This window comes from Franzmannia pantelleriensis, from assembly GCF_900102875.1.
Lineage (GTDB): Bacteria > Pseudomonadota > Gammaproteobacteria > Pseudomonadales > Halomonadaceae > Franzmannia > Franzmannia pantelleriensis.
In genome coordinates this window covers 1-25466 of record NZ_FNGH01000005.1, presented here as the reverse complement: position 1 = coordinate 25466, position 25466 = coordinate 1, and the positions used below count along the sequence as shown (strand labels likewise).

The window sequence follows — 25466 nt, the reverse complement described above, 5'->3', positions numbered from 1 at the left end:
TAGCTGCCTAAGCTGATGCAGTTTCCAACGGCCTCGCACTCGCTGCGGGGCCGTTGACGTTGGTGGCCTCGCCCAGTGCCAGTTGCCGGTCGCAGACGCGGGCGATCAGCGCCGGGTCGTGGCTGACCAGCATCACCCCGCAGTGCCGCTCCCGGGCAAGCTCCACCAGCAGGCTCAGGGTCTGCTGCTGGGTGATGGGGTCGAGGCGCGAGGTGGGCTCGTCGGCGAACAGCAGGCGCGGCTTGAGCAGCAGCACGCGCAGGATGGCGAAGCGCTGCAGCTCGCCACCGGAGATCTCGCCGGGGCGTCGCACCAGCAATCGGCCATCGAGTCCCAGGCGTTCCATCAGCGGCGCAATGGCGCTGCGCTCGAGATCGTGCCGGCGCACCAGGTCATCGAGCAGTCGTGACAGCCGCCAGTGCGAGGAGAACGCCGCCGGCGGGTCCTGGTAGAGCTTCTGCAGGCCCAGTCGATGGCCTGGTGCATGCTCGATCTCGCCGGCATCACAGCTGGCAAGGCCGAGCAGCATGTCGCCCAGGGTGCTCTTGCCGCAGCCGGAGGGGCCAACCACGCCGACGATCTCGCCGGGCCCTACGCTGACGTCGAGATCCTGGAACAACAAGCGCCCACCGCGGGACTTGGCCAGGCCGCGTGCCGTCACTACCGGCGTAGCGTCGGCGGCGCTGGTGAGCGGCGGTGGGGCCGGCCAGCGCGAAGGCTCGGCGCCCAGCAGGCGCCGTCCATACTCGGTCTGCGGGTCGCTGAGCACCTGCTGCGCCGGCCCGCGTTCGACCACCTGCCCCTGGCGCAGGATCACCACCTCACCGCCCAGGCGTCGGGCGACATCGATATCGTGGGTGATGGTCAACAGCGCACCGCCAGCCCTTGGCGTCCTGGCCAGCAGTTCGACCACCGCGTCACGGCGTGGGGCATCGAGCCCCTTGGTGGGCTCGTCGGCGATCACGATGGGGGCACCACCGGCGCTGGCGGCGGCGAATGCCACGCGTTGCGCCATACCACCGGAGAGCTCGCCGGGCAGTTTGCCGCCGGCGTCCTCCAGGCCCAGCTCGGTTAGGTCATGCTGGGTGGCCTGGCGGGCATCGGCACGCGCCAGCCCGGCCACATGGCGATGGCTCTCGGTGATCTGGGCGGCGGCGCGCATGGTGGGGTCGAGGGCATGCCAGGGCTCCTGGGGCAGCAGCGCCAGGCGCCGCCCCCACAGGGTACGGCGGGCGGCGACATCGGCGGCAGCGTAGCGTGTGCCGTCGATGAGCAGCTCGCCGCTGGTGGTAAGGCCGCGCGGCAGCGTGCCCATGATTGCCTGGGCAATCAGGCTCTTGCCTGAGCCGGTCTCGCCGAGCAGGGTCAGCCGCTCGCCCGAGCCCAGGTTGAGAGAAAAGGGCGCAATGGTGACACCGTCGCCCTGGATGGTCAGGTCGGTAGCCTGGAGGAGAGGGTGGCTCATCTTGGATCCTTCCCGGCGAGCAGGTTGAGACTGAAGACCAGTATGAACAGGGCCAGGATCGGCTGGGCCATGGCCCAGGGTGCCTCGTGGTAGTAAGGCAGCAGCTCGATCATCATCAGGCCAAGTTCGGCGGTGGGCGGGCGCAAGCCGACGCTGACGAAGCCCAGCGCCGCCATTGCCAGGATCGCGCTGGCGGCACCGAAGGCGGCCAGGGTCAGTACCTGGGGGGCCAGCTCCGGCCATAGGTGGCGGCGGAACAGGTAGAGCGGGCCGAAGCCCAGCAGGCGACTCGCCTCGAGCTGGGGCGAGGTGACCAGCACCCGAGTGCGCGCCCTCACCACCCGGAAGTACTCGATCCATAGCACCAGTGAGATGCCCACGTAGAGGGCCCAGAAGTTGCCCGGAGCGATGGCCACCAGCAGCAGCACCAGCAGCAGGCCCGGCAGCGCCAGGCAGGCGTCGGCGACGCTGCCCAGGATGCGGTCCAGCCAGCCACCGCGCCAGCCGGCGATCACGCCGAACAGCAGGCCCGGCACGGCGGCCGTGACCACGCTGAGCAGGGCCATGCCGAGTGACAGGCGAATCGCCGCCGCGGTGCGTGCCAGCAGGTCGCGACCCAGGTGGTCGGTGCCCAGCGGGGTGGCCAGCGAGGGCAGCTCGAGGATACGCACCAGCTGCTGGCGGGCCGGGTCGGCGCTATGCCACAGCGGCACCAGCCAGGCGAAGGCTAGCAGTAGGGCCAGCAGCAGCGCCCCCACCCACTGGCGCTGGCTGAGGGCAGGGAGCGATAGTTGCCGCCTCGGCGCGGAAAGTGTCACTTGCTTCATGCCTCACGCCTCCTCGGGTCGAGCCAGTGGCAGATAAGATCCACCACGGTGTTGAGGGCCACGAACATCAGGCCCATCACCAGCGCGGTGCCCTGGATCATCGGCACGTCGCGGGCGACGATGGCGTGGACCAATGCGTGGCCGATGCCGGGCCAGGCAAACAGCGTCTCGACCACCACCACGCCCTCGATCAGGTAAACGAACTGCACGCCCAGGTAGGCCACCACCGGCAGCGCGGCATTGCGCAGTCCGTGGCGCAGGAAGCTGAGCCGCGCGCCCAGCCCCTTGGTGTGCGAGAAGGCGTAGTAGGCGGACTGCGAGACCTCGGCCATGGCGTTGCGCGCCACCCGGCTGGAGACCGCCGCCAGGGCCAGCGCCAGGGTCAGCGCCGGCAGCACGCTATGCGCGAAGCGGCCGTGGCCGGCGGCGGGCAGCCAGCCCAGCGCCACCGAAAACAGCATGATCAACAGCAGGCCCACGGCGAAGGGCGGCAGCGCCCGCAGCACGCTGGCGGCGAGTTCGCTGCCACGGTCGAGCAGGCCGGCCGGCTTGCGGCCGGCCAGCAGACCCAGGGGCGGGCCGATCAGCAGCGACAGCAGCACCGCCATTACCGCCAGGCCCAAGGAGTGGCCGAGCTGATGCCAGAGTTCGTGAATCACCGGCTCGCCGCTGACCAGCGAACGCCCCAGATCGAGCTGCAGCAGGTCCCATAGCCAGCCGAGGTAGGCGCCCAGCGCCGGCTGATCGAGGGCCAATTCGGCGCGCACTGCCTCGGCGGCGGCGCTGTCGACCATATCGTGGCCGTAGCGGCCGGCGGCGATGCGGTAGGCCATGTCGCCGGGCAGGGTTCGGGTCAGCACGAAGGTCAGGGTGCCCACCATCCATGCCACCAGGCCGGCCTGGAACAGGCGCTGTAGCAGAAGGCCGCGCAGCCCACTGCGCCAGCGCGACGGGGCACGGCTCAGGGTCAGGCTGGTCATTCGGCCCACCTCAGCGCCTCGATGCGGTAGCTGCGCTCCAGCGGATCGATGGAGAAGCCTTCCAGGTGGGTGCCGACGGCGGCGGTTTGCTGGTACCAGGCCACCGGGATCACCGGCATGGCCTCGTTGAGGCGGGTGGCGATACGTCCGGCCAGCTCGCTGCGCACCTCGGGATCGGTGTCGTGGCGCAGGGTGGCCAGCCAACTGGCGACATCGGCATCCGACCAGCCCATGGCGCCCCAGTCGCCGCCCATATTGTCCGGGTCGCTGCCGAAGTCATCCAGCAGGGTGCCCAGCGGGTCGGGCACCAGGCCGTAGTTGCGAGCCATCAGGCCCACCTCCAGACTGCCGTCTTGATGGCCGGAGGGAATCTCGCTGGCATTGCCCACCGCGACCTCGAGATCGACACCCAGGTCGCGCCACTGATCCTGCAGCGCGGTGGCCACCAGCGGCAGCTCCGGGCGGTCGGAGAAGGTACGCAGGGTCAGGCGGAAGGACTCGCCGTCGCGTTCGAGGATGCCGTCGCCGTTGGCCTCCCAGCCCAGCTCGGCGAGCAGCTCGCGGGCGCGCTCGAGATCCTGGGCCTCGCTGGCATCCAGGCCCAGGTGCCAAGCGCCCAGGGCCTCGGGGAAGAGCTCGGCGGCAGCGGCTTCGGGGTGGCGCAGCAGGCCGGCCGCGATGCCGCTGCGGTCGATCGCCAGGCTCAAGGCCTGACGGGCACGCTGATCGTCGAGGAAGCGGTGGCCGGCATTGACCTTGAGCACGATGGTACGTGGCAGTGGCTCGGCGTGAATGCTCAGCCGGTCGTTACGCGTCAGCCTGGCGCGGCTTGCCGGATCGAGCGTAAAGACGATATCGGCGTCGCGGCTCTCGGCCATCAGCGCGCGGGTCTCACCGCGGCCCACTGCCAGGTAGCTGGTCTGTTCGATGGCCGGGGCGTCGCCCCAGTATTCGTCGAAACGCTCGGCGGTGAGGCGCTGCGGCGGGGCCAGGGATGCCAGCCGGTAGGGGCCGGTGGCGATCAGCTCACGCACGTCGCCGTTTTCGCCGTAGGCATCGGGGGCGAGAATCAAGGTGGTGGAGTGGGCGAGCAGCGCCGGCAGCGGTGCGAAGGCTTCGTTAAGGTGGAACACCACCTCGTCAGCGTCGGCCTCGATGGCAGTGATCGGCGCCGAGTCGAGCATGCCCGGCTTGCGCCAGGCGTGTTCCAGGCTCTTGGCTGCGGCCTCGGCGGTGAGCGGGCTGCCATCGTGGAAGGTCACGTCGTCGCGCAGCCTGAAGCGCCAGGTCAGGTCGTCGTCGTCGACCTGCCAGTCAGTGGCCAGGCCAGGGCTGAGCTGGTCGTCGTCATCGGTGTCGACCAGTGTTTCGGCAATCCCCATGCGGCCGAACACATAGCCGGAGGTAGAGGGGTCCAGGCCGGTAATTTCCCAGGGGGCGACGACATCCAGGGTGCGGTCGTCGGCGCTGGCGGTCAGCGGTAGCAGGCCAAGCAGCAGGGCTAAACCGAGGGATCGTGGTGCAAACATCGTAACGTCCTTTGACATTGATGATGGAATCAAGAAGAGGGCAAGCGGCGCCAGCGCGACAGCAAGCTGTCGTGGCGGCCGCCGATTACCGAGAACACATAGCCGGCGCCGAGCAGCAGCACGATGGCGGGGCCGGACGGCAAGGCATAGTGATAGGAGAGCAGCAGACCCAGCAGGCTGGCAGCCATGGAAGCGCTGGCCGCTACCACGACCATGCCTTCCAGGCGACGACTCCAGAAGCGTGCCAGGGTCGCCGGCAGGATCATCAGGCCTACTGCCATCAGCGTGCCCAGGGCCTGGAAGCCGACCACCAGGCTAAGTACCACCAGGGTCATGAAGGCGCCTTGGATCCAGGCCGGGCGAGCGCCCTGAACGCGCAGGAAATCGGGGTCCAGCGCCTCGACCATCAGCGCCCGCAGGCCGATGGCGAGGCCGGCAACCACCACGCTGGCGGTGCTCACGATGGCCAGCAGGTCATCGTGGCCGACCGTGAGGATCGAGCCGAACAGCAGATGGCTGAGGTCCAGGGCACTGCCCGAGGCAAAGATCAGCAGTACGGCCAGCGCCATGGCGGTAAGAAACAGGCTGCTCATCGAGGCGTCCGACTTGAGGCCGCTGACCAGAGTGATGCCGCTGGCCATGAATACCGTGATCAGCCCGGCGCTCAGCCCGCCGAGCATGATCCAGGGCAGCGATAGCCCGGTCAGCAGGTAGGCGATGGCCACGCCGGGCATGATGGCGTGGGAGAGCGGCTCGCCGATCAGGCTCAGGCCGCGCAGGCTCAGCAGCACGCCGATCACCGGCGCCGTCAGCGACAGCGCCAGGCAGGCCACCAGCGCTCGGCGCATGAAGCCGTAGCCAAACGGCAGCAGCAGCCAGTCGGCGATCACTGCGAGCATTCGGTACGCCTCAGCCTGGATCCAGCGCTAGCAGCAGCCGCCGCTCGCCGGCTGCGGGCTGGGGGCTTCGGTGTACCAGGCCATGGCCCTCGTTGCCGATCCAGCCGCCGCCCTTGAGCAGCGCCAGATCGCCGATGCTGAGCTGCCGAATGGCCTCAGGGTCGCGCAGCGGCTCGGGCTTGTCGGGGTGCGGGGCACCCAACCCGGCGCGGTTCACCGCCGACTCCGGCAGCCACTCGCTGGCCGGACCGGCGTAGGTGGTGATCATCCGCACGGCGAGGTTGTCGACGTGGAAGCGGGGGCACATGGCCCCCTCCAGGGTACGCAGGCGTACCCCGACGGTATCGGTATCGAACAGGTAGGCCATGGCCTCAGCGATGGTGCGTATATCCTCGACCAGTGCCGCCCCCTGGTCCGCTGCGGGCAGGTGGCGCAGCAGGTCGTCGCCGAGGCGCTGATCGACGCCGCCACGCCAGTGCCACGAAATGCCACGTGTACCATTGAGCTGTGCGGCAATGCTGGCCTGGAGAGCGGCATCCAGGCGCCGAGTCATCACCGCCAGGGTGATGCCAGGTTCGAAGATACGCGGTAAGACGCTGATATCGTCGCCGCAGGCCCAGTGGGTACTGTCGGTGTCCCACTGGGGGGCGGCCAAGGATGGAGCGGCAGCGGTGGACATGCAGGATCCTCCCGTCGAGAACAGTGAAGTTACTATATAACATAACAGGCCAATCGGGAATAAGAAGAGTTCCGCCTGTTGCGCCGATACGGCATCGCCCCGCGGCGGCGACTCGGTTATGTTAGGAGGCTTGGACGTTGCACCCGATTGGTGCGCTGAATGGGGGCTAGAGGAGGGCGAATGTCACCATCGCTGCAGGGGATTCTATGGATGTGTGCCGGGGTATTCTGCCTGTCGGTGGGCGATGCCATCTCCAAATGGCTAGGCGAGGTGCATTCGCCGATCCAGATCATCTTCTTCCGCACTCTGATCTCGCTGCCGCTGATCGCCCTTATCGCGCACTTCAACGGTGGCCTGCGCAAGCTCACCACCCGGCGGCCCGGGGTGCATCTGCTGCGCGGCCTGCTGGCCACCGGCACCATGCTGTGCTTCGTGTTCGGGCTGGTGCTGCTGCCGCTGGCCGAGACCACCGCGATCGCCTTTGCCGCGCCGCTGTTCGTCACTCTGCTGTCGGTGCCGCTGCTGGGCGAAAGAGTCGCGCGTCTGCCGCTGATCGCGGCCATCGTTGGCTTCATTGGCGTACTGGTGGTGGTGCGTCCGGGCGGCGCCGGCTTCCAGCTGGGAGCCCTGGTGGTGGTAGCGGCGGCGATGTTCTATGCCCTGGTGATGATCACCGCCAGGCGCTACGGCGTGCGCGAATACCTGTGGGCAATGGTGTTCTACGTCACCCTGGTGCCACTGCTGGTGACTGGCGCGCTGCTACCCTGGGTATGGCAGACGCCCTGGCCGGCGCACTGGTGGGGGTTCATCGGCGCCGGCATCTTCGGCATCGGCGCCATGGCCTGCCTAACCCTCGCATTTCGCCACGCCCCGGCGGCACTGGCCGCGCCCTTCGACTACACCGGTATGTTCTGGGCGGTGCTGCTGGGCTGGTGGTTCTGGGGCGAAATGCCCGACCTGTGGGTGTATGTCGGCACCGCGATCATCATCGGGAGCGGCCTGGCCATCGCCTATCATGAGCGGCGCACTACCATTAAGCGCCGTCCCACGGCGTAACACACCTGATGTCAGCCGGCGATCGGCAGCTTCTTGCGACTCACCGCGGTTAGGCCCACCAGCAGGCCCGTGGTAGTGAAGATCGCCACCACGCTCATGGCCATGCCGACGCCCGGCGAGCCCTGCTCGAATTGGCCGAAGACGAAGGTCGAGACGGTGCTCATGCCGGCGGGGGCGACCATCAGCGAGGCCACCAGCTCCCGCGAGGCGATGGCGAACACCAGCAGCATCGAGACGATCAGACTGGGGGCCAGTGCCGGCAGCAGGATGCGCCGAAAGGTGGTGAAGAAACCCGCGCCGCAGACCCTCGCGGCGGCTTCCAGGCTCTCGCCCATCTGGCGAAAGGCCGCCGAGGCGTAGCGCACCGGGTAGGGCAGCAGCAGGCAGGCGTAGGCGAGCAGCAGCATGGCGCCGGTGTTGTAGATCTGGATCGGCCACCAGCTCTGGTTCCAGGCCAGGATCAGACCCACCGCGACGACGATGCCCGGCATGGTATTGGGCAGCAGCGACAGTACGTCGAGCACCCCTTTGCCGCGCAGCCTGGCGCGCACCACCAGGTAACCCACCAGGGCGCCGAGCACGCCGGTTACCAGGGCCGCACCGCTAGCCAGGGCGAGGCTGGTGCCGAGGGCCTTGAGGGCACCGCTGCGGTTGGCAAGTAGCGCTTCGAAATGGCGCGTTGAGAGGTTGTCCCAAGCCAGCCCGCCGGACAGCGTGGCGGTAGAGGCGGTGGCCAGTACGGCAAGTATCGGGACGGCCACGGCGGCCAGCGCCACCAGGCTGAACAAACCCACAACCGGCCACTTCCAGGCGCCCAGCGTCACTTGCTCAGCCATCGCTGGTTTGCCGGTTTGGCTGACGAAGGAGCGACGCGTGACCAGCCAGTGCTGAAGGTAGAAAGCGGCCATGGCCAGGATCACCAACAGCAGCGACAGCACCGCGGCGCCGGGGATGTCGATGGGCCAGTCGGCGAAGCGCTCGTGAATACCGGTGACCAGCACCTTGTAGCCGGCCTGGGCGCCGAGGGTCGCCGGCGTGCCGAATTCCTCGATGGTCAGCGCGAACACCAGCAGCAGGCTGGCCGCGATGCCCGGTGTGGAGAGCGGCAGGGTAATGCGCCAGAAGGCCCGCCAGCCACCGGCGCCGCTGACCCGCGCGGCGGCGGCATAGCGACCGCCGACGCTCATCATGGTGCGCGAGACGGCGAAATAGACCACCGGGAAGACATTGAGCACCATCACGAACACGATGCCCGAGAAGGAGAACAGAAAGCCACTGGCCGAGACCCCGGTCAGCTGTTGCGCATAGCCCTGAGGTTGCAGCGTCATCATCCACGACAGCGCGGCGATATAGGGGGGGATCATGAACGGGATCAGAAAGATCAGATCCCAGGCCGCGCCGCCGGGTACCCGGGTCAGGGCACGCAGCGCCCCCAGCGGGATGGCCAGCAGGGCGCAGATCACCACTACGGCGATGCCCAGGCGCAGCGTATTGCCCAGCAGGCCGAGCAGCGCCGGATCCGAGAGCAGCGGGATGAACAGGCCGAAGGCACCGCTCAGTTCGCCCCGTGACCAGCCGGGAAAGATCGCCTGCAGCAGTACATAGAGCAGCGGCAGCCCGACCAGCAGCAGCAGGGTCGCCGCCGTCAGCAGCATGACGACACCCGCCCCGGTGAACCGGGGCAGGCGCAGAGCGAGACGCACCGCCATCAGCTACCCGTGGCCTCGCGGAAGCGGTCGAGAATCGCCTCGCGCTGGGCGCTCATGGCCTCGCTGTCGACCTCGATCAGGGTCAGCTCCTCGATGGTCGGGCGCAGCGCTTCGATGTCGGTGCGCGACGGCATCAGGTAGCGCTCGGCGACCCGCGCCTGGCCCTGCTCTGAGAGTACGAAGTCGACGAACTGCTCGGCCTCGCTGGGCATGTCGGTGGAGGCGAGGATCATCATCGGTCGCGGCGCAATCACCGTGCCGCTGGCGGGGAAGATCACCTCGATCGCCTCGCCCTCGGCCTGCTGGCCCAGGGCGATGTAGTCCACCGCGCCGAATACCACCGACTTGGCGCCCTGCAGCACCGGGTTGAGCGCCCGGGCATTGGGGCCGGGGACCAGCATGCCGTTGTCGGCGAGTGCCTCCATCAACGACCAGGTTTCCTCGTCGCCCATTGCGGTCAGCAGGCCGGTGACCAGTTCGAAGGCGGCGCCGGACTGCGCCGGGTCGGGCATGGTCACCTGGTCGCGATAAGCTGCGTCGGTGAGGTCGCTCCAGTCGGCCGGTTGTGGCACATCGCTGTTGCGGTTCCACACCAGGGCCAGCGCCGAGACCCCCTGGGCGACGTAGTGGTCGGTCTTGAGAAAGTCGGGCACCGTCTCGGCATTGGGCGAGAGGTACTCATGCAGCAGACCCTCCTCGTGCAGCGACTCGGCGCTGTCCCAGGAGGCGGAAATCACCACGTCGGCCAGCGGATTGGCCTGCTCGGATTCCAGGCGAGCCATCACCTGGCCGGTCGTGCTCTGGAAAACGTTGACCTCGATGCCGGTCTCCTCAGAGAAGTCGGCGGCGAGATGCTCGATCAGTGCGCCGGGGCCGGCGGAATAGACGGTCAGGGCGTTGGCCGAGGCCAGGCCGGGCAGGGCGACGAGACAGGCACCCAAGACAAGGGGTTTCACGATAGGCATGGCAGACTCCAGATGTCAGCAATGGTCGAGGTGGATTCAGGCAATGGCGCTAGCGGTCACGCTGGCGCCAGGTACCAGGTCGAGCAGATGCGCGCCGTCACGCCACGCGCGAAGCGCACTGATGTCGATGTCGACGCCGGCCTGGCAACCACGCTCAGGGGCATGGGACGCATGCAGCTTGAGCGTGGCGCCATCGGCCAGGGTGAGCTGTAGTGACAGGTGCTCGCCCTGAAACAAGCGTCCGCTAAGATGGCCGCGCAGCTGGCCCGCGTCGGGTGCGCAGAGTCGCAGCGCGCGACGCGGCAGCAGCACGCTCACCTCGCCGCGGTGACCGCAGGCGGCCGCCAATGGCAGGCAGGTATCGGCGATCACCAGGCCTTCGGCCTCGAGCCGACCCTCGAGCAGAGTACCGGCGTCGACGAAGTCGGCGATCTCCGGCGTGGCCGGGGTATGAAAGAGCGCCTCCGGGGAGTCGATCTGCTGCAGGCGGCCCCGCTGGAGCACGGCGACCCGATCAGCCAGGGCAAAGGCTTCGTGCTGGTCGTGGGTGACGAACACTGCCGTCAGGTTGAGCTCTTCGATCAGACTGCGAATCTCGAGGGCCAGGTTTTCGCGTAGACCCTTGTCGAGGTTGGAGAGGGGCTCATCCATCAGAAGTAGCCGCGGCTTGGCGACGATCGCCCGGGCCAGCGCCACCCGCTGCTGCTGGCCACCGGAGAGCGCCCCGGGCGAGCGCTCGGCGAAATCGATGAGCCCCACCAGGGAGAGCGCCCACTCTACCTGAGGGCGTCGAGCATTGGCCTTGACCCCCTGCATCTCCAGCGGGAAGGCCACGTTCTGGTAGACGCTCATGTGCGGCCACAGGGCGTAATCCTGGAAGACCATGCCCAGGCGGCGATCGTCGGGGCTCAGCTGGCGCCCCGGCGCAGCCACGCATTGACCGTCGAGGTGGATGTCACCGTCGTCGACCTCGGCCAGGCCGGCGATGCAGCGCAACAGGGTGGTCTTGCCACAGCCGGAAGGACCGAGCAGCGCTAGCACCTGGCCTCTCGGTAGCGTGAGATCGATACCATCGAGGGCTACGGTGTCGCCGAAGCGCTTGTGCAGGCGCTGAAGGGAGAGTGCATGAGTGGACATGTCGGGGTGCCTCTCTTGCATGAAGGACACAACCTAGCGGGAAAAGATGTCAGCGATGTGACAAGAGAGTGACGGCTGTAGCCGGGCACCTCCCTGTGCCCGAGCCGTCATGTATGGAGTTCAGAGCTTAGAATTCGTACTGCAGCCGTGCGCCGAGTACCCAGCTATCCCACTCCTTGACGCCATCGTCCAAGCTTTCGTCACCGGCTTCGGCGTCGATATACATGACGTTGAACTTGGCGATGATCTCGGGCTGGAGGTACCAGTTGAGCCCCAGTGTCCAGTGATCGACCTGCTGTCTGCCGCGGGGCGCATGGTGATCGGTGTGATCCGCCGTAGCATAGCGTCCGAGCAGTTCAAAGGCTCCCCAGTGCCCCTGGGACGGATTGAAGGGGCGGTGCGGTGTAACGCGCCCAAAATCGCCGCTAAACGCGCGATAGTTACGCGATTCACCGGTCAGGAAGACGCCGGCCTGAGCATACCAGCCGTCCATGGTCATGCTGTCGACTTCACCTGGGGAGAAGTTGGGATCGTTAGCGTCACGGTTGAGATCCTGGCGAATATACTCGGCCTGCACCGAGAACGGGCCGTGACCGGCGGCGAACTCCAGGTTGGTGGTAGTGAAATCGCTGACGGCTTCCATGTCGCGACGGCCAATGATGCGCCCATCGATGGCTCGAGTGCCCAGACGGCTGCGCATGCGAACGTCTTGATACTCTCCATCGTCTTCGTCGCGGGCATTCTTTCGATAGTTGCCAGAGACACCGAGGTGCACGAAGGCATTGTCTTCGTTGATGGGGGCAATGCTGGCACGGCCAGAGATCGCATAGCCCTCGGATACCTCACGGTTTCGGCCAACACCATCACCACCGAATAGCCCCAGTGCTGCGTACCAATCCGGTTGCAGGGTCTCGTACATAACGCCAAGGTTACGGCTTGGGCGATAAGCATCAATCGGCGTGGCACGTTCGAGGAAAGAAATGCGACGCGAGCTGGTGGAGCTTTCGAGGCTGAAAGGCTCCTTGAAATGGCCAAATGCCAGGCGACCAGTCTCCATCAAATAGGCGATGTAGGCATTGGCAAAGCGTACCTCCTCGTCGCGGAAATCCACTTCGAGTTGCCACTCCCAATTGTCATGAAATAGGCCTAGTGCACCTAGCCTAGCGCGTCGAATGATAGTGCCCGTATCGGCAAGATTACCTTCACCAACGCGATGATCATCGGTCGTATCTAAATTATTGTCGAGATGAGCGGCATCGAGCATCAGACGGCCACGTATCCGGAATCTGTCACTGCCGTCTGTTGTCTCTACCCCGAAACGCCGTACCTGCACGTTGACATCATCCTGCTGCAGGCCCTCCTGGGGCTCGTATTGCAGTCCATCGTCACGGGTGGGTTGCTGAGTAGCGACCCGACTGGCCTGAGCCTCGGTGCGTAGTTCATCCACGTCCTGCTGAGTGAGTACACCTCGTTCCATCAGCCGCTCGAGCAGAGCATCTTCACTGGCCATGGCCATCTGAGAGGCGGAAGCACCCGTCACAGTTGCTATCAGAGCTATGGAACGAGCCAAGGGCATAATCTTCAAAAAATTCATGAGTATTGCCTGTCGTTATGGGATCGTATTCACCTGTCCTTGGCGAGGGATTAAGTCTCAGTATGAAGTCGGGCTATTCGACAGAGATAAGGCTAATGCCTGGGTGTTACTTTCTTGTTTCCCGTTTATTAATATCGTTTTTACGTGTTTTTTTATGAATTTATTGTCAGGCATTTTGGCTGTTGATGTGTTTTTATCGGACCACGGTTGGCCAGGGTTAGGTGTGGTTGTGTCAGACATTCACGCCGTTTCTTAATAAGAAGGTCGTGCTAAAGTGCGTGGGTAATACAAAAAAGGCCGCCGGTTGGCGGCCTTGGGAGGAGGGGGCGTCGCTCAGATGACCCGCTTACGGATCCAGGCACTGACCTGCTCGACGCCGATCACCACCACCAGGATGGCGAGGATGACGGTGAGAGCCTGGTCGTAGCGGAACAGGTTCATGGCGGCGGAGAGTTCCACGCCGATGCCGCCGGCGCCCACTAGGCCTAACACCACTGCGCTGCGGATGGCCTTCTCTACTGAGAACAGGCTGGTGGCCACGAACGATGGCGTGCATTCGGGGATGATCGCGCCGCACACCACGCCACTGCGCGAGGCGCCGGTGGCGGCCAGGGCCTGACCCGGGCCGGGGTCGACCTCTTCGATTCGCTCCGAGAAGAAGCGCGCGCAGAAGCCGATGGTGTCCATGATGATGGCCAGGATCCCGGCCAGCGGGCCGAGGCCCACGGCGACCACGAAGATCAACGCCCATACCAGGTCGGGCACGGTGCGCAGGGTGGCCACCAGGTTGCGGGCGACTACCCGGATCGCCGGATGGGGGCTGGTGTTACGGGCGCACAGCAGGGCCATCGGCAGGCTCAGGATCACCCCGAATACCACGCCGACGATGGCCATCTGAAAGGTCTCCAGCATGGCCACGGCGATCACGTCCCAGCGGGAAAAATTGGGTGGCATCGCTTCGCCGAAGAAGGTGCCCAGGTTCACGACGCCGCTCAGCAGCCGGTCGGGATGGATATCGGCGCTGGAAAAACCGCTGATGAAGAAGGCAGCGAATGCCAGCAGCAGGATGAAGGCGACGGGGGAGGGGCGTTCAAGCCTGGGCGGCGCGGCGTGGCGCGGTGATGACTCGCTCATCGGTATCGGCCTCCTGGGGTGTGTCGGTCTGGTAGAGCGCCGTGATGTCGGCGTCGCTGACCTCGGCGGTGGGGCGATCGAAGGCCAGGCGGCCGGCATGCAGGCCAACCAGGCGTTCGCCGAACTCGCGGGCAAGCTCGATCTGGTGCAGCACGCAGAGCACCGTCATGCCACGCTCGCGTACCACCGACCAGAGCAGCTCCATCACCTCGCGGCCCGCGCGCGGGTCGAGGCTGGCCACCGGCTCGTCGGCGAGTACGATCTCGGCGTCCTGCATCAACATGCGGGCGATGGCCACGCGCTGCTGCTGCCCGCCGGACAGGGTGTCGGTACGGCGGGCCGCCAGGTGCGCCAGGCCGACCCGCTCGAGTGCCTGCATGGCGGCCAGGCGTGATTCGCGGCTGGCGGTCAGCGCATGGCTGGCCAGGATGCCGTGGCGGCCCATCAGGCCGAACAGCACGTTCTGCAGCACCGAGAGGTTGCCGACCATGTTGAATTTCTGGAAGACGCAGCCGATGCGCTGGCGCAGCGGCCTCAGCTCACGGCGGCTGGCGCTGGCCAGGTTGATGCCATCCAGCACCAGGCGCCCCGACGTGGGGCGCTCGAGACCGGTCAGGCACTTCATCAACGTCGACTTGCCGCAGCCGTTATGGCCAAGAATCACCACGCCTTCCCCGGGACTGACGTCGAACGACAGCCCGCTCAGGGCGCGGGTGCCGTCCGGGTAGACCTTGGTCAGATCGTCAACGGTCAATTGCATGGGAGCACCACTCAATCGTTGAGGCCCAGTAGCGAGTAGGACTCGCGGACCATGTCGTACTCGCTGTCATCGACGTAGACCATCTCCGCCCCTACGTACTTATCGCGTTCGCCGGGGGCGAGGATCGCCTGCAGCAGGCCGTCGGGGTCCGCCATGAAGGCCTCCTGAATCTCGGCTACGCAGTCGGCCGCGATGTGCGGGCCGGCCACCATGGGATCGCCCGGCATGTCCTGGCCTCGTTCGATGATGCGATACGCGCCCTCCTCGTGCTGCGCGGCGAAGGGGGCGAAATCGCGTACGCCGGTACCCACCGCATCGACTTCTCCCGAGGCCAGTGCCTGCATGCGGGCACCATCCAGCAGGGTGATCTGCAGGTCGCGGTCGATGTCCAAGCCGGCCTGGTGCAGCATGTAGCTGGGCATGATGTGGCCGGTGGTGGAGCCGTGGTCCTTCATGGCAACGTGCTTGCCGCGCAGGTCCTCAAGGCTCTCGATGTCGCTGTCAGTGGGGGCGATGAACACCGAGTAGTACTCGGGGCGCACGATGGCGCTGATCGGCTGGATACCCTCGACACGCTCGGCCATCAGCACGTATTCGGAGGGGCCGGCCAGCACGATGTCGACCTGCTCGAAGCGCAGGGCGTTGATGGCGGTGGTGCGGTTGCCCACCGGGAAGAACTCGACCTCGACGCCGAGGCGCGACTCGACTTCGTCGACGAACTCCTGGAAGGCTCTCTGTAGCTCCTCGGTGCCTTCGATGCCGGTATCGGCGAAGCGCAGGGTGGTGGGGCAGGACTCGGCGGCCTGGGCCTGACCGGCGGTGGCCAGCGCGATGGCGGCGGCCAGGGAAAGAAGCGGCTTGTTCATGATCACACCTCGGCAGGGGGATGGGTAATAAGCGTCCATACCCTCTCAATGCCAGGTGACAGAGGCGTGTCTTTCAGGTGACGTTGGGATTACGGCGCGATGACGCCAGTGGCGGGCGAATCGCCGCCACTGGCATCACCAGCGCGTTACTCTGCTGCGCGCCGCTGCCAGAGGCGCACCAACAAGCCGTGCTTGGGAGCGGCGATCAGCGCCAGGCAGAACAGCGCGGTGGCAACCAGCACGATGGCACCGCCGGAGGCAACGTCGAGGTGGAACGACAGCAGCAGCCCGGCCACCGCCGAGACGATACCCACCAGCACCGCAATGACCAGCATCGGTTTGAAGCGGTCGGTCAGCAGGTGGGCAGTGGCGCCCGGGGTGATCAGCATGGCCACTACCAGGATGATGCCCACGGTCTCCAGGCTGGCGACGATGGTCAGGGTCAGCAGCAGGATCAGCCCGTAGTGGATCAAGGTGATGTTGAAGCCCAGCGCCTGGGCCTGCTGCGGGTCGAAGGTGTAGAGCAGCAGTGGCCGAAAGGCCAGCCAGATCACCAACACCGCGATCACCCCCGCCAGCAGGGTGAGCAGCAGCGCCGAGGTCTGTACCCCCAGCACATTGCCAAACAGGATATGCATCAGGTGGGTGCTCGAGGCGATCTGGCTGATGATCACGATGCCCAGCGCGAAGGCGGCGGTGAACATCAGGCCCATGGCAGCGTCCGACTTGATGCGGGTGTGGCGCTCGATGGCGCCGATACCCAGCGAGGTCAAGGCACCGGTGATGAAGGCGCCGATGAAGAATGGCCAGCCGAGCAGGTAGGCGATAGCGACGCCTGGCAGCACGGCGTGGGAAATGGCATCGCCCAGCAGCGACCAGCGCTTGAGCACCACGAAGCTCGATAGCAGCCCGCAGATGCCACCCACCAGGATCGAGGTGAGCAGGGCGCGCTGCATGAAGCGGTACTCGAACGGCTCCGCCAGGCTGGCGGGCAACAAGCCAACGCCATGCATCAGCAGCGCGAGCAGGGCATCGATCAGGCCGCTGCCGAGCCCCTCAAGCAGCGACACGCAAGCCTCCCGCGGTCGAGCCGCCGACGGCCAGCCGGGCCAGCATGGCATCGCTGAGCATCTCCGTGGGAGAGCCCATGCCGACCAGCGTCTGATTGATCAGCGCGACCTGATCGGCGTGGCGGCGGGCGCTGGGCAGATCGTGGGTCACCATGACGATGGTGCGACCGGCCCTGCGTTCGCCTTCGAGCATGTCCAGGATCAGCCGCTCGCTAGGCGGATCGACGCCGGCAAGGGGCTCGTCCAGCAGCAGGATGTCAGCTTGTTGGGCCAATGCCCTGGCCAGCATCACGCGCTTCTTTTGGCCGCCGGAGAGCTCGCCAATGGGGCTGGCCGCATGGGCCTGCATATCGACCGCCTCAAGGGCTTCATCAACGGCAAGGCGGTGCAGCGGATTGGCCCAGCGCTCGGGCAGCATGCGCTGCCACCAGGCATCATGACGCATCAGGCCGTAGCGCCCGGTCATCACGGTTTCCTGCACCGATACCGGGAAGTCCCACTCCATCTGCTCCTGCTGGGGCATATAGGCGACCTTGCCGGCACGCCGCTGGTCTCTGGCGTTGCCGCCTAGTACCCGGAGCTCACCGCGCAGTGGCTTCAGGCCACCGGTTACCACCTTCAGCAGGCTCGACTTGCCGGCCCCATTGGGGCCGACGATGGCCGTCCACTGGCCGGCGGGCAGCGTCAGGCTGATGTCGCTGAGTACCGGCTGGCGGTGGTAGGCCACGGACAGCTGGCGAGCCTCGATGGCGGGGATCTCAGTCACGACCTGCTCCCAGGGTCGCCTTCAACAGCGCCGCGTTATGGCGCAGCATGGCGGAGTAGTCGGGTGCCTCGGCATCTGCTTCACTGACCGAGTCGACGTAGAGCGGCCCGGCGATGGCGATATCGGTCTCGTCGGCGACGCTGCGCACGTGGCGGTCGGAGATGGTGCTTTCCCAGAAGATGGCGGCCGGCTGACGTTCCTCGATCAGGTCGACGATGCGCATCAGCTGGCGCGGCGTGCCCTCCTCCTCGGCGTTGGTGCCCCAGATGCCGTCATGTTCGAAGTCGAAGGCATCGGCGAAGTAGATGAACGCCGCCTCGCTGGTGACCAGCAGGCGCTGTGCGGTTGGAATCTCGGCCAGCATCCCCTCGATCTCAACGTGCAAAGCCTCGAGCGACTCGGCAAGTGCTTCACCGCGTGCTTCGAAGCCCTCGGCGGCCTCCGGCCTTGCCTCGCTCAGGACGTCGGCGATCACCCTGGCAAATTCGGCGCTGGCGCGTGGGTCCATCCACAGGTGCGGATCAGGCTCCCCGGCCTGCTCGCCGGTGACGATTGGCTGGGTGGGGTAGTCCGACGCCTCGGCCACGGCCACCAGGGGCACGCCGTCGCGGACGCTCGATTCGACCTGGGCGAGCCACTGTTCGAGACCGTAGCCGTTGTAGAACACCAGGTCGGCTTCCTCGAGATCGATGAAATTGCTCGGAATCAGCTCCCACTCATGCACCTCAGCGCCCACCGGGGTCAGGGTGCTGACCTCGGCGTCGTCGCCGGCGACCTGCTCGACCAGATCGCCGAGTACCGAGAAGCTGGCGACGACCTTGAACGGCTGGGGCTCGGCGTGAGCGACGTTTGCAATGCCAAAGGCCAGTACGCCCAGCAACGCGACAGGCTTGCAAGATTGCATCGGTATCTCCTATTGACGAGGCGCCGTCGAGCATTGAGCAGCAGCGATTGGATATCGTGTAAATAACTTAGCAAAGGCTAACTGTATTGTGCAAGGCATTAATGATGTGAGGTTGCTGCGCCGCGGCAGGTTGGCTATATTCGTCGCATGATTGAGACCCCAGACGACACGCCCTCCCCGAGTTTGAGCGAGGCGGATGCGCTACCGCCGAGTGAACAGCACGCCCAGCAGTACGCGGCGGTGCGCAATGCCCATGAGACGGAGTTGCTCGAAGATTATGTCGAACTGATCGGCGATCTGATCGCGCATCAGGGAGAGGCGCGCTCGGCGGATATCGCGCTGCGCATGGGGGTCAGCCAGGCCACCGTCTCCAAGATGGTCGGGCGCTTGAAGAGCCTCGGCCTGGTGGCCAGCAAGCCCTATCGTTCACTTTTCCTGACCGAAGAAGGCGAAGCGATGGCGAGGATGTCGCGCCAGCGGCATGCCATCGTGCTGCAGTTCTTGCGTGCCCTGGGCGTCAGCGACGATACCGCACGCATCGATGCCGAGGGCATGGAGCATCACGTCAGCCAGGAAACCCTCGACGCCATGCAGCGCTTCACGCGGCTGCAGAGCGGAGAGGGCTAGGGCGCCGGCCCCGCGGCGCCCAGAAAGCGATTCTGCCAGTAGTCGATATCCAGCGGTACGCTGACGACCTCGCGCCCGCGTCCCGGGGCGTGAATCATCTGTCGGTCACCCTGATAGATTCCCACGTGGGTTGCCTTGCGCCCACTGCCGAAGAACAGCAGGTCGCCGGGGCGTGCCTCATCCACCTGTGGCAGCTGGCGGAATTGATCGTCGGCGGTGCGCGGCACGCGGATACCGGCGGCGCGATAGGCCATCTCCACCAGTCCCGAGCAGTCGAGCCCTTCCCGGGTATTGCCCCCGAAGCGATAGGGCGTGCCCAGCGCCTGCTGGGCGTTGGCCAGGATCATGGCACGCTCGATGGAAAGTCCGGTGGCGGCGACCGGCGCGTCGCGGGTAGCGATATCGCGACTGGCGCAGCCGGAGAGCAGTGCCAGCAGCAGCAGGGCCCAGCACAGCGGCAGGATACGCCAGTGGGTGAAAGCGTAGGGTGTCGTCATTGGCTCAGGCCTTGAATTCGCGTTGCTGCGCACGCAGTTACGCTAGTATTCGTTAATACACCCTTTGATTAATAGAGGATTTTCGGATGAGCTTCAACGGTGAGCAGCATCCCGGCGTGCAGGCCCCAACCGCCGAATCGCAGGGCTTCCGGCTCAATCACACCATGCTGCGGATCAAGGACCCCGAGAAGGCGCTGGCCTTCTATACCCGGGTGTTCGGCATGCAGGTGGTGCGGCGGCTCGACTTCGAGGAGATGCAGTTCAGCCTCTATTTCCTGGCCAAACTCGAGGCTGGCGACGAGGTGCCGGACGATGACGGGCAGCGCACGGTATGGACCTTCAGCCAGAAGGGGCTGCTCGAGCTGACCCACAACTGGGGTACCGAAACCCAGGACGACTTCGCCTATCACGATGGCAATGCCGAGCCCCAGGGCTTTGGGCATATCTGCTTCAGCGTACCCGACCTCGACGCGGCGGTGGCCTGGTTCGATGCCAACGGCGTCGAGTACGTCAAGCGGCCCGACCAGGGCAAGATGAAGGACGTTGCCTTCATCAAGGATGTCGACGGCTACTGGATCGAGATCGTCGAGGCGGCGCGTCTCAACCAGCTCGGCGACTAGTCACCATCGACCCATCATGGATGCGGCGCCTTGGATTCCACCAGGGCGCCGCTGTCATGTCTGGCTCAGCGAAACGAGATGCGGGTGCCGTAGGCGAGCATTTCGTCCGGGGTAATGGCGTGTCCCGGGACGCCAATCATCTCATCGCCACACTGGTCGGCCCAGGTCAGCACGCCGTGGGTGAGTCCGGTCTCGCTGAGTAGGTCGCGGATCTCGCCGGTGCCCAGGAAGGTGCGCGTCTTGCCGTGCTCGTCAGAGAGTTCGGCTACGCCGTTCGAGTAGTGCAGGCGGACGATGTAGATGCCGTCCTGGGACTCGACCTCGACGATCGGCGTGTGCCCATCGGCCACGCCGCGGCTGAGCTGCTTCAGGGTGATGTTGCCCGAGACAGGGTGGATGCTCTCGGCCATGATGTGTGCCTCACAAGGGGATGTACAAGTAATGTAGGAGAGATTGGCGCCCGGGGCGAACTTTTGCCTGCATCGGCGAAATATTCCTGATGGCAACCGAAGGCGTGCCTCACTGATATCAAAAGTTTGTACATATTTTGTACGCCGTATTTGGCTTAGCTCTCCGGTCCACGCATTTCGCCACGCAATGGCAGGCCCAGGGCGTCGCGGAGCGCCTGGCCGGACTGCCCGCGAGCGAGCAGCACCTGCAGCTTGGTGATTGCGGCTTCGGGGGTGATGTCCTGCCCTGACACCACCCCGGCATCGTGGAGGCGTTTGCCGGTGGCGTAGGTGGCCTGCTGCACCGTGCCCTGACCGCACTGTGTTACGTTGAAGACGACCAGGCCCCGGTCGGCAGCCCGCTGCAGGCAATCGAGTAATTGACCGTCGAGCCCTGGTGGGTTGCCGACCCCGTAGGTCATCAGCACCAGGCCTTGAAGCTGCTCGTCGTCGAGCTGCCGGGCGACCTGCCGCGGCGACAGCCCTGGATGGCAGTGCAGCACGCCGACGCGGCCCGCGTCGAAAGCAGGCACTACCAGCTCGGGGGTGCCGCTCGGCAGCGGGTCGTGCGCCGAGACGTGCAGCTCGATGCCCGCCTCGCCGAGCCAGGGGGCGTTGGGCGAATCGAACGCATCCAGGCCTTGAGTCCGGCACTTGCGAGCACGGTTGCCGCGTAGTAGGCGGTCGTGGAAGGCGAGGCACACCTCGCGGGGGGCAGCCGGGTGTGTGGCCGCCTGCATGGCCAGGATGATGTTATTGAGGGCATCGCTGCGCGGTTCGCCGAGTGGGATCTGGGACCCGGTCAGGACCACCGGCTTGTCGAGTGCGCCGAGCAGGAAGGAGAGCGCCGAGGCCGTATGGGCCATGGTGTCGGTGCCATGCAGGATCACGAAACCGTCGTAGCGCTCCCAGGCCGCGGCCAGCACGCTGACCATGCGTTGCCAGCATTCCTGGCTGAGGTCGGCGCTGTCGATCAATGGCTGCAGGCGGTGCAGGGTGTAATCCGGCAGTGTCCCGGCCGGATAGCTTGCCAGGACCGCGCCCAGGCGTTCGTCGAAGTCGGCCGAGGGCACGTAGCCCGCCGGTGACGCCTGCATGCCCAGGGTGCCGCCGGTATACAGTATCAACAGTCGTGGCACGGGGGCTCCTCCGGCATCGGGGCCAGCATCGCGTTGGGAAGCAACAGCGCATCGAGGCGCTTAGGATCCAGCAGCCCTTCGGCGATCACCAGCTCGCGGACCGTGGCGCCACTGTGCAGGGCCTGGCGGGCGATACGCGTGGCGTTGGCGTAGCCGATGTGGGGGACCAGCGAGGTCACCACGCCGATGCTGCGCTCGACGTGCTGGGCGCAGGTCTCGCGGTTGGCTTCGATGCCGACGATGCAGCGGGTGCGCAGCATATGGCAGGCCTCGCCCAGCATGCGCATGGCATTGAGCAGGTTGTAGATGATCATCGGTTCCATGGCATTGAGCTGCAGCTGCCCCGCCTCGGCGGCCATGGTCACGGCGAGATCGCTGGCGATCACCTGGTAGACGGTCTGGTTGACCGCCTCGGGAATCACCGGGTTGATCTTGCCGGGCATGATCGAGGAGCCGGGCTGCACCGGGGGCAGGGTGATTTCCCCCAGTCCGGTACGCGGCCCGCTGGAAAGCAGGCGTAGATCATTGCACAGCTTGCCGAGCTTGATGGCGAAGCGCTTGAGCATCCCCGACAGGAACACGAAGGCGCCCATGTCCGAGGTGGCCTCGATGAGGTGTGACGCCGGTACCAGCTGGCGCGCCGACAGCTGTGCCAGGTGCTCGACGGCCAGCGCCTGGTAGCGTGCCGGGGCGTTGAGGCCGGTGCCGATGGCGGTGCCGCCGAGGTTGATCTCGCACAGCAGCCGCTGGGCCTCGCGCAGGCGGTCGATGTCCTCGCCGAGGTTGACCGCGAAGGCCTCGAACTCCTGCCCCAGGGTCATGGGCACGGCGTCCTGCAGCTGGGTGCGCCCCATCTTGACCACGTCGGCGAACGCCACGCCCTTGTCCTGCAGGGCATCGCCCAGCTCGCTGATGGCGGAGATCAGCGGCTCCGCGGCGAACTGCAGGCTCAGGCAGGCGGCGGTGGGATAGGCGTCGTTGGTCGACTGGGAGCGGTTGACGTCGTCGTTGGGGTGCAGGTGCTGGTAGGCCCCCTTGGGATGGCCCAGCTTGGCCAGTGCCAGGTTGGCGATGACCTCGTTGGCGTTCATGTTGGTGGAGGTGCCCGCTCCGCCCTGGATCAGGTCGACGACGAACTGGTCGTGCAGCGCGCCGTCGATGATCTCCTGGCAGGCGGCCTGGATCGCTTTGGCCTTGTGGGGCTCAAGGGTGCCCACTGCCTGGTTGGCGCTGGCGGCGGCCGACTTGACCATGGCCAGTGCCTGCACCAGCTCGGGGAAGTGGCTGATCGGAATCCCTGTGATACGAAAGTTCTCCAGCGCTCGCTGGGTTTGGATGCCGTACCAGGCATCCGCCGGCAGGGCGCGCTCGCCCAGCAGGTCATGTTCGATACGAGTAGTCATGGCGTAGACGCTCTAGTGTTGGAAGAGTACGCCGACCCTGGCTAAGCGAGGGCCGGCGCGTGGCGTTTACTCCGCGACGGGACGGTGTGGCGCCTTGGCGGTGCTGCCTCGTAAATGCTCCCGGTCCTCGGGCTCGAGGTCCCAGGCTTGTGGATAGAGATTCAGGTCTTGATGCTGGCTTGCGTCGAAGACCGGCTGGCTGACGCCCTGGCGGCGCTGGTCGTCGTAGTCCTTGAGGATGCGCAGCCCTTTCTTGAACAACAGGATCAGCGCCACCAGGTTGGTGACCGCCAGCAGGCCCATGGTGACATCGGCGAAGCCGAACACGGTGTCCAGGTTGGTAGTGGCGCCCCAGCACACCAGAAGCACGATCGCCACGCGGAAGGCGTTGAACAGGTTCTGGTTGTCGCGGCTGAAGAAGTTGAGGCTGTTCTCGCCCAGGTAGTAGTTGTAAAGAATGGTGCTGAAGGCGAATAGCAGCAGTGCCACGCTGACGAAGGAGCGGCCCCACTCCCCGACGTGGTCGGCCAGGGCCGACTGGGTCAGCGCAATACCCTCGACATTGCCGCTGGCGCCGGGATCATAGGCGCCGCTGAGCAGGATCAGGAAAGCGGTGGAAGAGCAGATGATCAGGGTATCGATAAAGACCGAGAAGGCCTGCACGATGCCCTGGTTGGCGGGATGCGGCACATAGGCCACGGCGGCGACGTTGGGCGCGCTGCCCAGGCCCGCCTCGTTGGAGAACAGACCGCGCTGGAGGCCTATCATGATGGCTGCCCCGATGCCGCCGCCGATGGCAGGCTCCAGGCCGAAGGCGCTGTTGACGATCAGCATCACCACCTCGGGGATGCGCTCGAGATTCAAGCCGACCACGATCAGTGCGATCAGCAGATAGCCGACGGCCATGAAGGGCACCAGCACCTCGGAGATGCGCGCGATCCGTTTGATCCCACCGAAGATGATCAGGCCGACCAGCATCGCCAGGGCGATGCCACTGTAGAGCACCGGCACGCCGAAGGCGTCGTTGAACGAGGTGGACACGGCGTAGGACTGCAGCGCAGTGAAGGCAAAGCCGAAAGTCAGCAGCAGTAGCACCGAATAGAAGCCGGCCAGCCAGCGCCAGTTGCGGCCGAGACCCTTGACGATGTAATAGGCTGGCCCGCCGCGATAGGTGCCGTCACTCTGGGGCTGCTTGTAGGTCTGCGCCAGGGTGCATTCGAGGAAGCTCGTGGCCATGCCCATCAGGCCGACCAACCACATCCAGAAGATGGCCCCCGGGCCGCCCAGGGTGATCGCCACGGCAACGCCAGCGATATTGCCGCCGCCCACGCGGCCAGCGACGGACAGCACCAGCGCCTGGAAGCTGCTGAGGTGGCCGTGCTTGTCATGGCGGAAGGCCTGGCGAGATCCCAGTATCTGGAACATGCGGCCGAAGTAGCGAAACTGGACGAAGCGTGAGGTAACGGTGAAGCCGATGCCCACGCCTACCAGCAGGACGATAAGGATTTTGCCCCAGAGGAGCTCGTTGAGCAGATCAAACATGAGGGTTCTCCGCTGTTGTCTTGTTGATAGCGCTTCTCGATTAAATCAGTTGATATGACGGGAAAAACTTGGCGCAACGATGCACTGCGTCGCATTTCCGGCGCCACCAAGTGCAGCAGACTGCACCACCCGCCTGATGCATTGGGTGCTATCGTCAAAAAAACGCCCGAGGCCGCTTTTCGCTGGCCTCGGGCGCGGTGTCACTGCTTGCTTACACTGGGCAGTGTGTGTCGATCACTCCTCGTCTTGCGGCAGCCCGCCGAGCTCTTCGAGCAGAGCTTCGTAGCCTTCGACCTGATCGCTGAGGGTCTGGGTGACCTCGTCCTCGGGCATCCAGGTCACCGGCATCAGGATGCGCTCCTCGGTGATCTCGATGAAGCGTTCGTCCTGGGTGGCGGCCTCGAGGGCCTCGGCGAGGCGCTCGACGTGGCTGTCCGGGGTGTTCTGCGGCACCATGGCCACGCGGATCTCGGCGGCGTTGATGTCGTAGCCGGCCTCCTGCAGGGTCGGGGCGTCGGGGAAGGCCGCCAGGCGATCCTCGGCCAGGCTCAGCAGCACCGGCATCTCGCCGGAGTCGGCATAGCCGGAGTGGGTGCCGCCGCTGTAGGCGAAGTCGACGTCGCCGGAGAGGATCAGCGGGGCCATGCCGGCGCCACCGGAGGTCGGCACGATGCGCAGGTCGAGGCCTTCCTGCTGGGCGATGTATTCGATGATCATGCGGTCCAGGGCGGTCTGGGTCGCATAGCTGGTGCCGGGGTTCTCCTTGGCGTAGTCGATCAGGCCTTCCCAGGTGTCGCCGAAGGGACGGTCCTCGCCGGTGACCATGGCCGACTGGCCGAGGGTCACGCC

General features: G+C 65.8%; 25 protein-coding genes. 3 read left to right on the top strand and 22 right to left on the bottom strand.

Features of this window, described 5'->3' with window-relative positions; genetic code table 11:
• Positions 1-7 precede the first annotated feature (7 nt).
• From BLT16_RS07275 to BLT16_RS07250, 6 genes are read right to left on the bottom strand one after another with little or no spacing between them, the layout of a single operon-like run.
• Positions 8-1465, bottom strand: a complete 1458-nt coding sequence (locus BLT16_RS07275) for an ABC transporter ATP-binding protein (protein WP_089657878.1) — start codon at positions 1463-1465, stop codon at positions 8-10.
• The gene (locus BLT16_RS07270; protein ID WP_089657877.1) at positions 1462-2292 is read right to left on the bottom strand and encodes an ABC transporter permease; all 831 of its coding nucleotides are present in this window, start codon (positions 2290-2292) and stop codon (positions 1462-1464) included. The genes BLT16_RS07275 and BLT16_RS07270 overlap by 4 nt, the downstream gene beginning before the upstream one ends.
• Positions 2289-3272 (bottom strand): ABC transporter permease, encoded by a 984-nt coding sequence (locus BLT16_RS07265; protein WP_218124421.1) that lies wholly within the window; start codon positions 3270-3272, stop codon positions 2289-2291. The genes BLT16_RS07270 and BLT16_RS07265 overlap by 4 nt, the downstream gene beginning before the upstream one ends.
• The gene (locus BLT16_RS07260; RefSeq protein ID WP_089657876.1) at positions 3269-4801 is read right to left on the bottom strand and encodes an ABC transporter substrate-binding protein; all 1533 of its coding nucleotides are present in this window, start codon (positions 4799-4801) and stop codon (positions 3269-3271) included. Before BLT16_RS07260 ends, BLT16_RS07265 begins: the two co-directional genes overlap by 4 nt.
• A gap of 29 nt (positions 4802-4830) precedes the next feature.
• Positions 4831-5700 (bottom strand): metal ABC transporter permease, encoded by an 870-nt coding sequence (locus BLT16_RS07255; RefSeq protein ID WP_089657875.1) that lies wholly within the window; start codon positions 5698-5700, stop codon positions 4831-4833.
• 10 nt (positions 5701-5710) lie between these two features.
• Positions 5711-6379, bottom strand: coding sequence for a DUF1826 domain-containing protein (locus BLT16_RS07250; RefSeq protein WP_089657874.1), 669 nt, complete (start codon positions 6377-6379; stop codon positions 5711-5713).
• A gap of 180 nt (positions 6380-6559) precedes the next feature.
• Between BLT16_RS07250 and BLT16_RS07245 the strand changes: the two genes are divergently transcribed.
• Positions 6560-7435 carry a DMT family transporter gene (locus BLT16_RS07245; RefSeq protein ID WP_089657873.1) on the top strand — a complete coding sequence of 292 codons (876 nt, stop codon included), beginning with the start codon at positions 6560-6562 and terminating at the stop codon, positions 7433-7435.
• 11 nt (positions 7436-7446) lie between these two features.
• Here the strand turns inward: BLT16_RS07245 and BLT16_RS07240 are convergent, their stop codons facing one another.
• The 10 genes from BLT16_RS07240 to BLT16_RS07195 form a co-directional block, all read right to left on the bottom strand.
• Entirely contained in the window at positions 7447-9144 is a 1698-nt protein-coding gene (locus BLT16_RS07240) for an ABC transporter permease (RefSeq protein ID WP_089657872.1), read from the bottom strand.
• Positions 9144-10109 carry an ABC transporter substrate-binding protein gene (locus BLT16_RS07235; RefSeq protein WP_176817184.1) on the bottom strand — a complete coding sequence of 322 codons (966 nt, stop codon included), beginning with the start codon at positions 10107-10109 and terminating at the stop codon, positions 9144-9146. Before BLT16_RS07235 ends, BLT16_RS07240 begins: the two co-directional genes overlap by 1 nt.
• A gap of 36 nt (positions 10110-10145) precedes the next feature.
• Positions 10146-11246, bottom strand: coding sequence for an ABC transporter ATP-binding protein (locus BLT16_RS07230; protein ID WP_089657870.1), 1101 nt, complete (start codon positions 11244-11246; stop codon positions 10146-10148).
• A 127-nt stretch (positions 11247-11373) separates the two neighbouring features.
• Positions 11374-12840, bottom strand: a complete 1467-nt coding sequence (locus BLT16_RS07225) for an OprO/OprP family phosphate-selective porin (protein ID WP_089657869.1) — start codon at positions 12838-12840, stop codon at positions 11374-11376.
• Positions 12841-13173: 333 nt separating this feature from the next.
• Complete coding sequence (phnE, locus tag BLT16_RS07220) at positions 13174-13974, bottom strand: phosphonate ABC transporter, permease protein PhnE (RefSeq protein ID WP_089657868.1); 801 nt, start codon at positions 13972-13974, stop codon at positions 13174-13176.
• Positions 13931-14734, bottom strand: coding sequence for a phosphonate ABC transporter ATP-binding protein (gene phnC / locus BLT16_RS07215; RefSeq protein ID WP_089657867.1), 804 nt, complete (start codon positions 14732-14734; stop codon positions 13931-13933). Before phnC ends, phnE begins: the two co-directional genes overlap by 44 nt.
• Positions 14735-14745: 11 nt before the next feature.
• Positions 14746-15600: a phosphate/phosphite/phosphonate ABC transporter substrate-binding protein gene (phnD, locus tag BLT16_RS07210; protein ID WP_089657866.1), complete on the bottom strand. Its 855-nt coding sequence runs from the start codon at positions 15598-15600 to the stop codon at positions 14746-14748.
• 146 nt (positions 15601-15746) lie between these two features.
• Positions 15747-16613: a metal ABC transporter permease gene (locus BLT16_RS07205; protein WP_245701533.1), complete on the bottom strand. Its 867-nt coding sequence runs from the start codon at positions 16611-16613 to the stop codon at positions 15747-15749.
• 43 nt (positions 16614-16656) lie between these two features.
• Entirely contained in the window at positions 16657-17436 is a 780-nt protein-coding gene (locus tag BLT16_RS07200) for a metal ABC transporter ATP-binding protein (RefSeq protein ID WP_089657864.1), read from the bottom strand.
• Positions 17429-18340, bottom strand: coding sequence for a metal ABC transporter substrate-binding protein (locus tag BLT16_RS07195; RefSeq protein ID WP_089657863.1), 912 nt, complete (start codon positions 18338-18340; stop codon positions 17429-17431). Before BLT16_RS07195 ends, BLT16_RS07200 begins: the two co-directional genes overlap by 8 nt.
• 147 nt (positions 18341-18487) lie before the next feature.
• On the opposite strand from BLT16_RS07195, the gene mntR reads away from it, so the two are divergent.
• Positions 18488-18967: a manganese-binding transcriptional regulator MntR gene (mntR, locus tag BLT16_RS07190; protein WP_089657862.1), complete on the top strand. Its 480-nt coding sequence runs from the start codon at positions 18488-18490 to the stop codon at positions 18965-18967.
• Here mntR and BLT16_RS07185 read toward each other — a convergent pair.
• Positions 18964-19464: a C40 family peptidase gene (locus tag BLT16_RS07185; protein WP_089657861.1), complete on the bottom strand. Its 501-nt coding sequence runs from the start codon at positions 19462-19464 to the stop codon at positions 18964-18966. The two genes, mntR and BLT16_RS07185, sit on opposite strands and share 4 nt — an antisense overlap.
• A gap of 86 nt (positions 19465-19550) precedes the next feature.
• Here BLT16_RS07185 and gloA point away from each other — a divergent pair, with 86 nt between their 5' ends.
• Positions 19551-20084 (top strand): lactoylglutathione lyase, encoded by a 534-nt coding sequence (gloA, locus tag BLT16_RS07180; RefSeq protein ID WP_089657860.1) that lies wholly within the window; start codon positions 19551-19553, stop codon positions 20082-20084.
• 65 nt (positions 20085-20149) lie between these two features.
• Here the strand turns inward: gloA and BLT16_RS07175 are convergent, their stop codons facing one another.
• From BLT16_RS07175 to BLT16_RS07155, 5 genes are all read right to left on the bottom strand, one after another.
• Positions 20150-20494, bottom strand: a complete 345-nt coding sequence (locus tag BLT16_RS07175; protein ID WP_089657859.1) for a DUF6482 family protein — start codon at positions 20492-20494, stop codon at positions 20150-20152.
• A 155-nt stretch (positions 20495-20649) separates the two neighbouring features.
• Positions 20650-21672 (bottom strand): asparaginase domain-containing protein, encoded by a 1023-nt coding sequence (locus BLT16_RS07170; protein WP_089657858.1) that lies wholly within the window; start codon positions 21670-21672, stop codon positions 20650-20652.
• The gene (locus tag BLT16_RS07165; protein WP_089657857.1) at positions 21657-23075 is read right to left on the bottom strand and encodes an aspartate ammonia-lyase; all 1419 of its coding nucleotides are present in this window, start codon (positions 23073-23075) and stop codon (positions 21657-21659) included. The genes BLT16_RS07170 and BLT16_RS07165 overlap by 16 nt, the downstream gene beginning before the upstream one ends.
• Positions 23076-23141: 66 nt before the next feature.
• The gene (locus BLT16_RS07160) at positions 23142-24617 is read right to left on the bottom strand and encodes an alanine/glycine:cation symporter family protein (protein WP_089657856.1); all 1476 of its coding nucleotides are present in this window, start codon (positions 24615-24617) and stop codon (positions 23142-23144) included.
• Positions 24618-24851: 234 nt separating this feature from the next.
• On the bottom strand, positions 24852-25466 hold a 615-nt coding region (locus BLT16_RS07155), incomplete at its 5' end, for a tripartite tricarboxylate transporter substrate-binding protein (protein WP_281243296.1).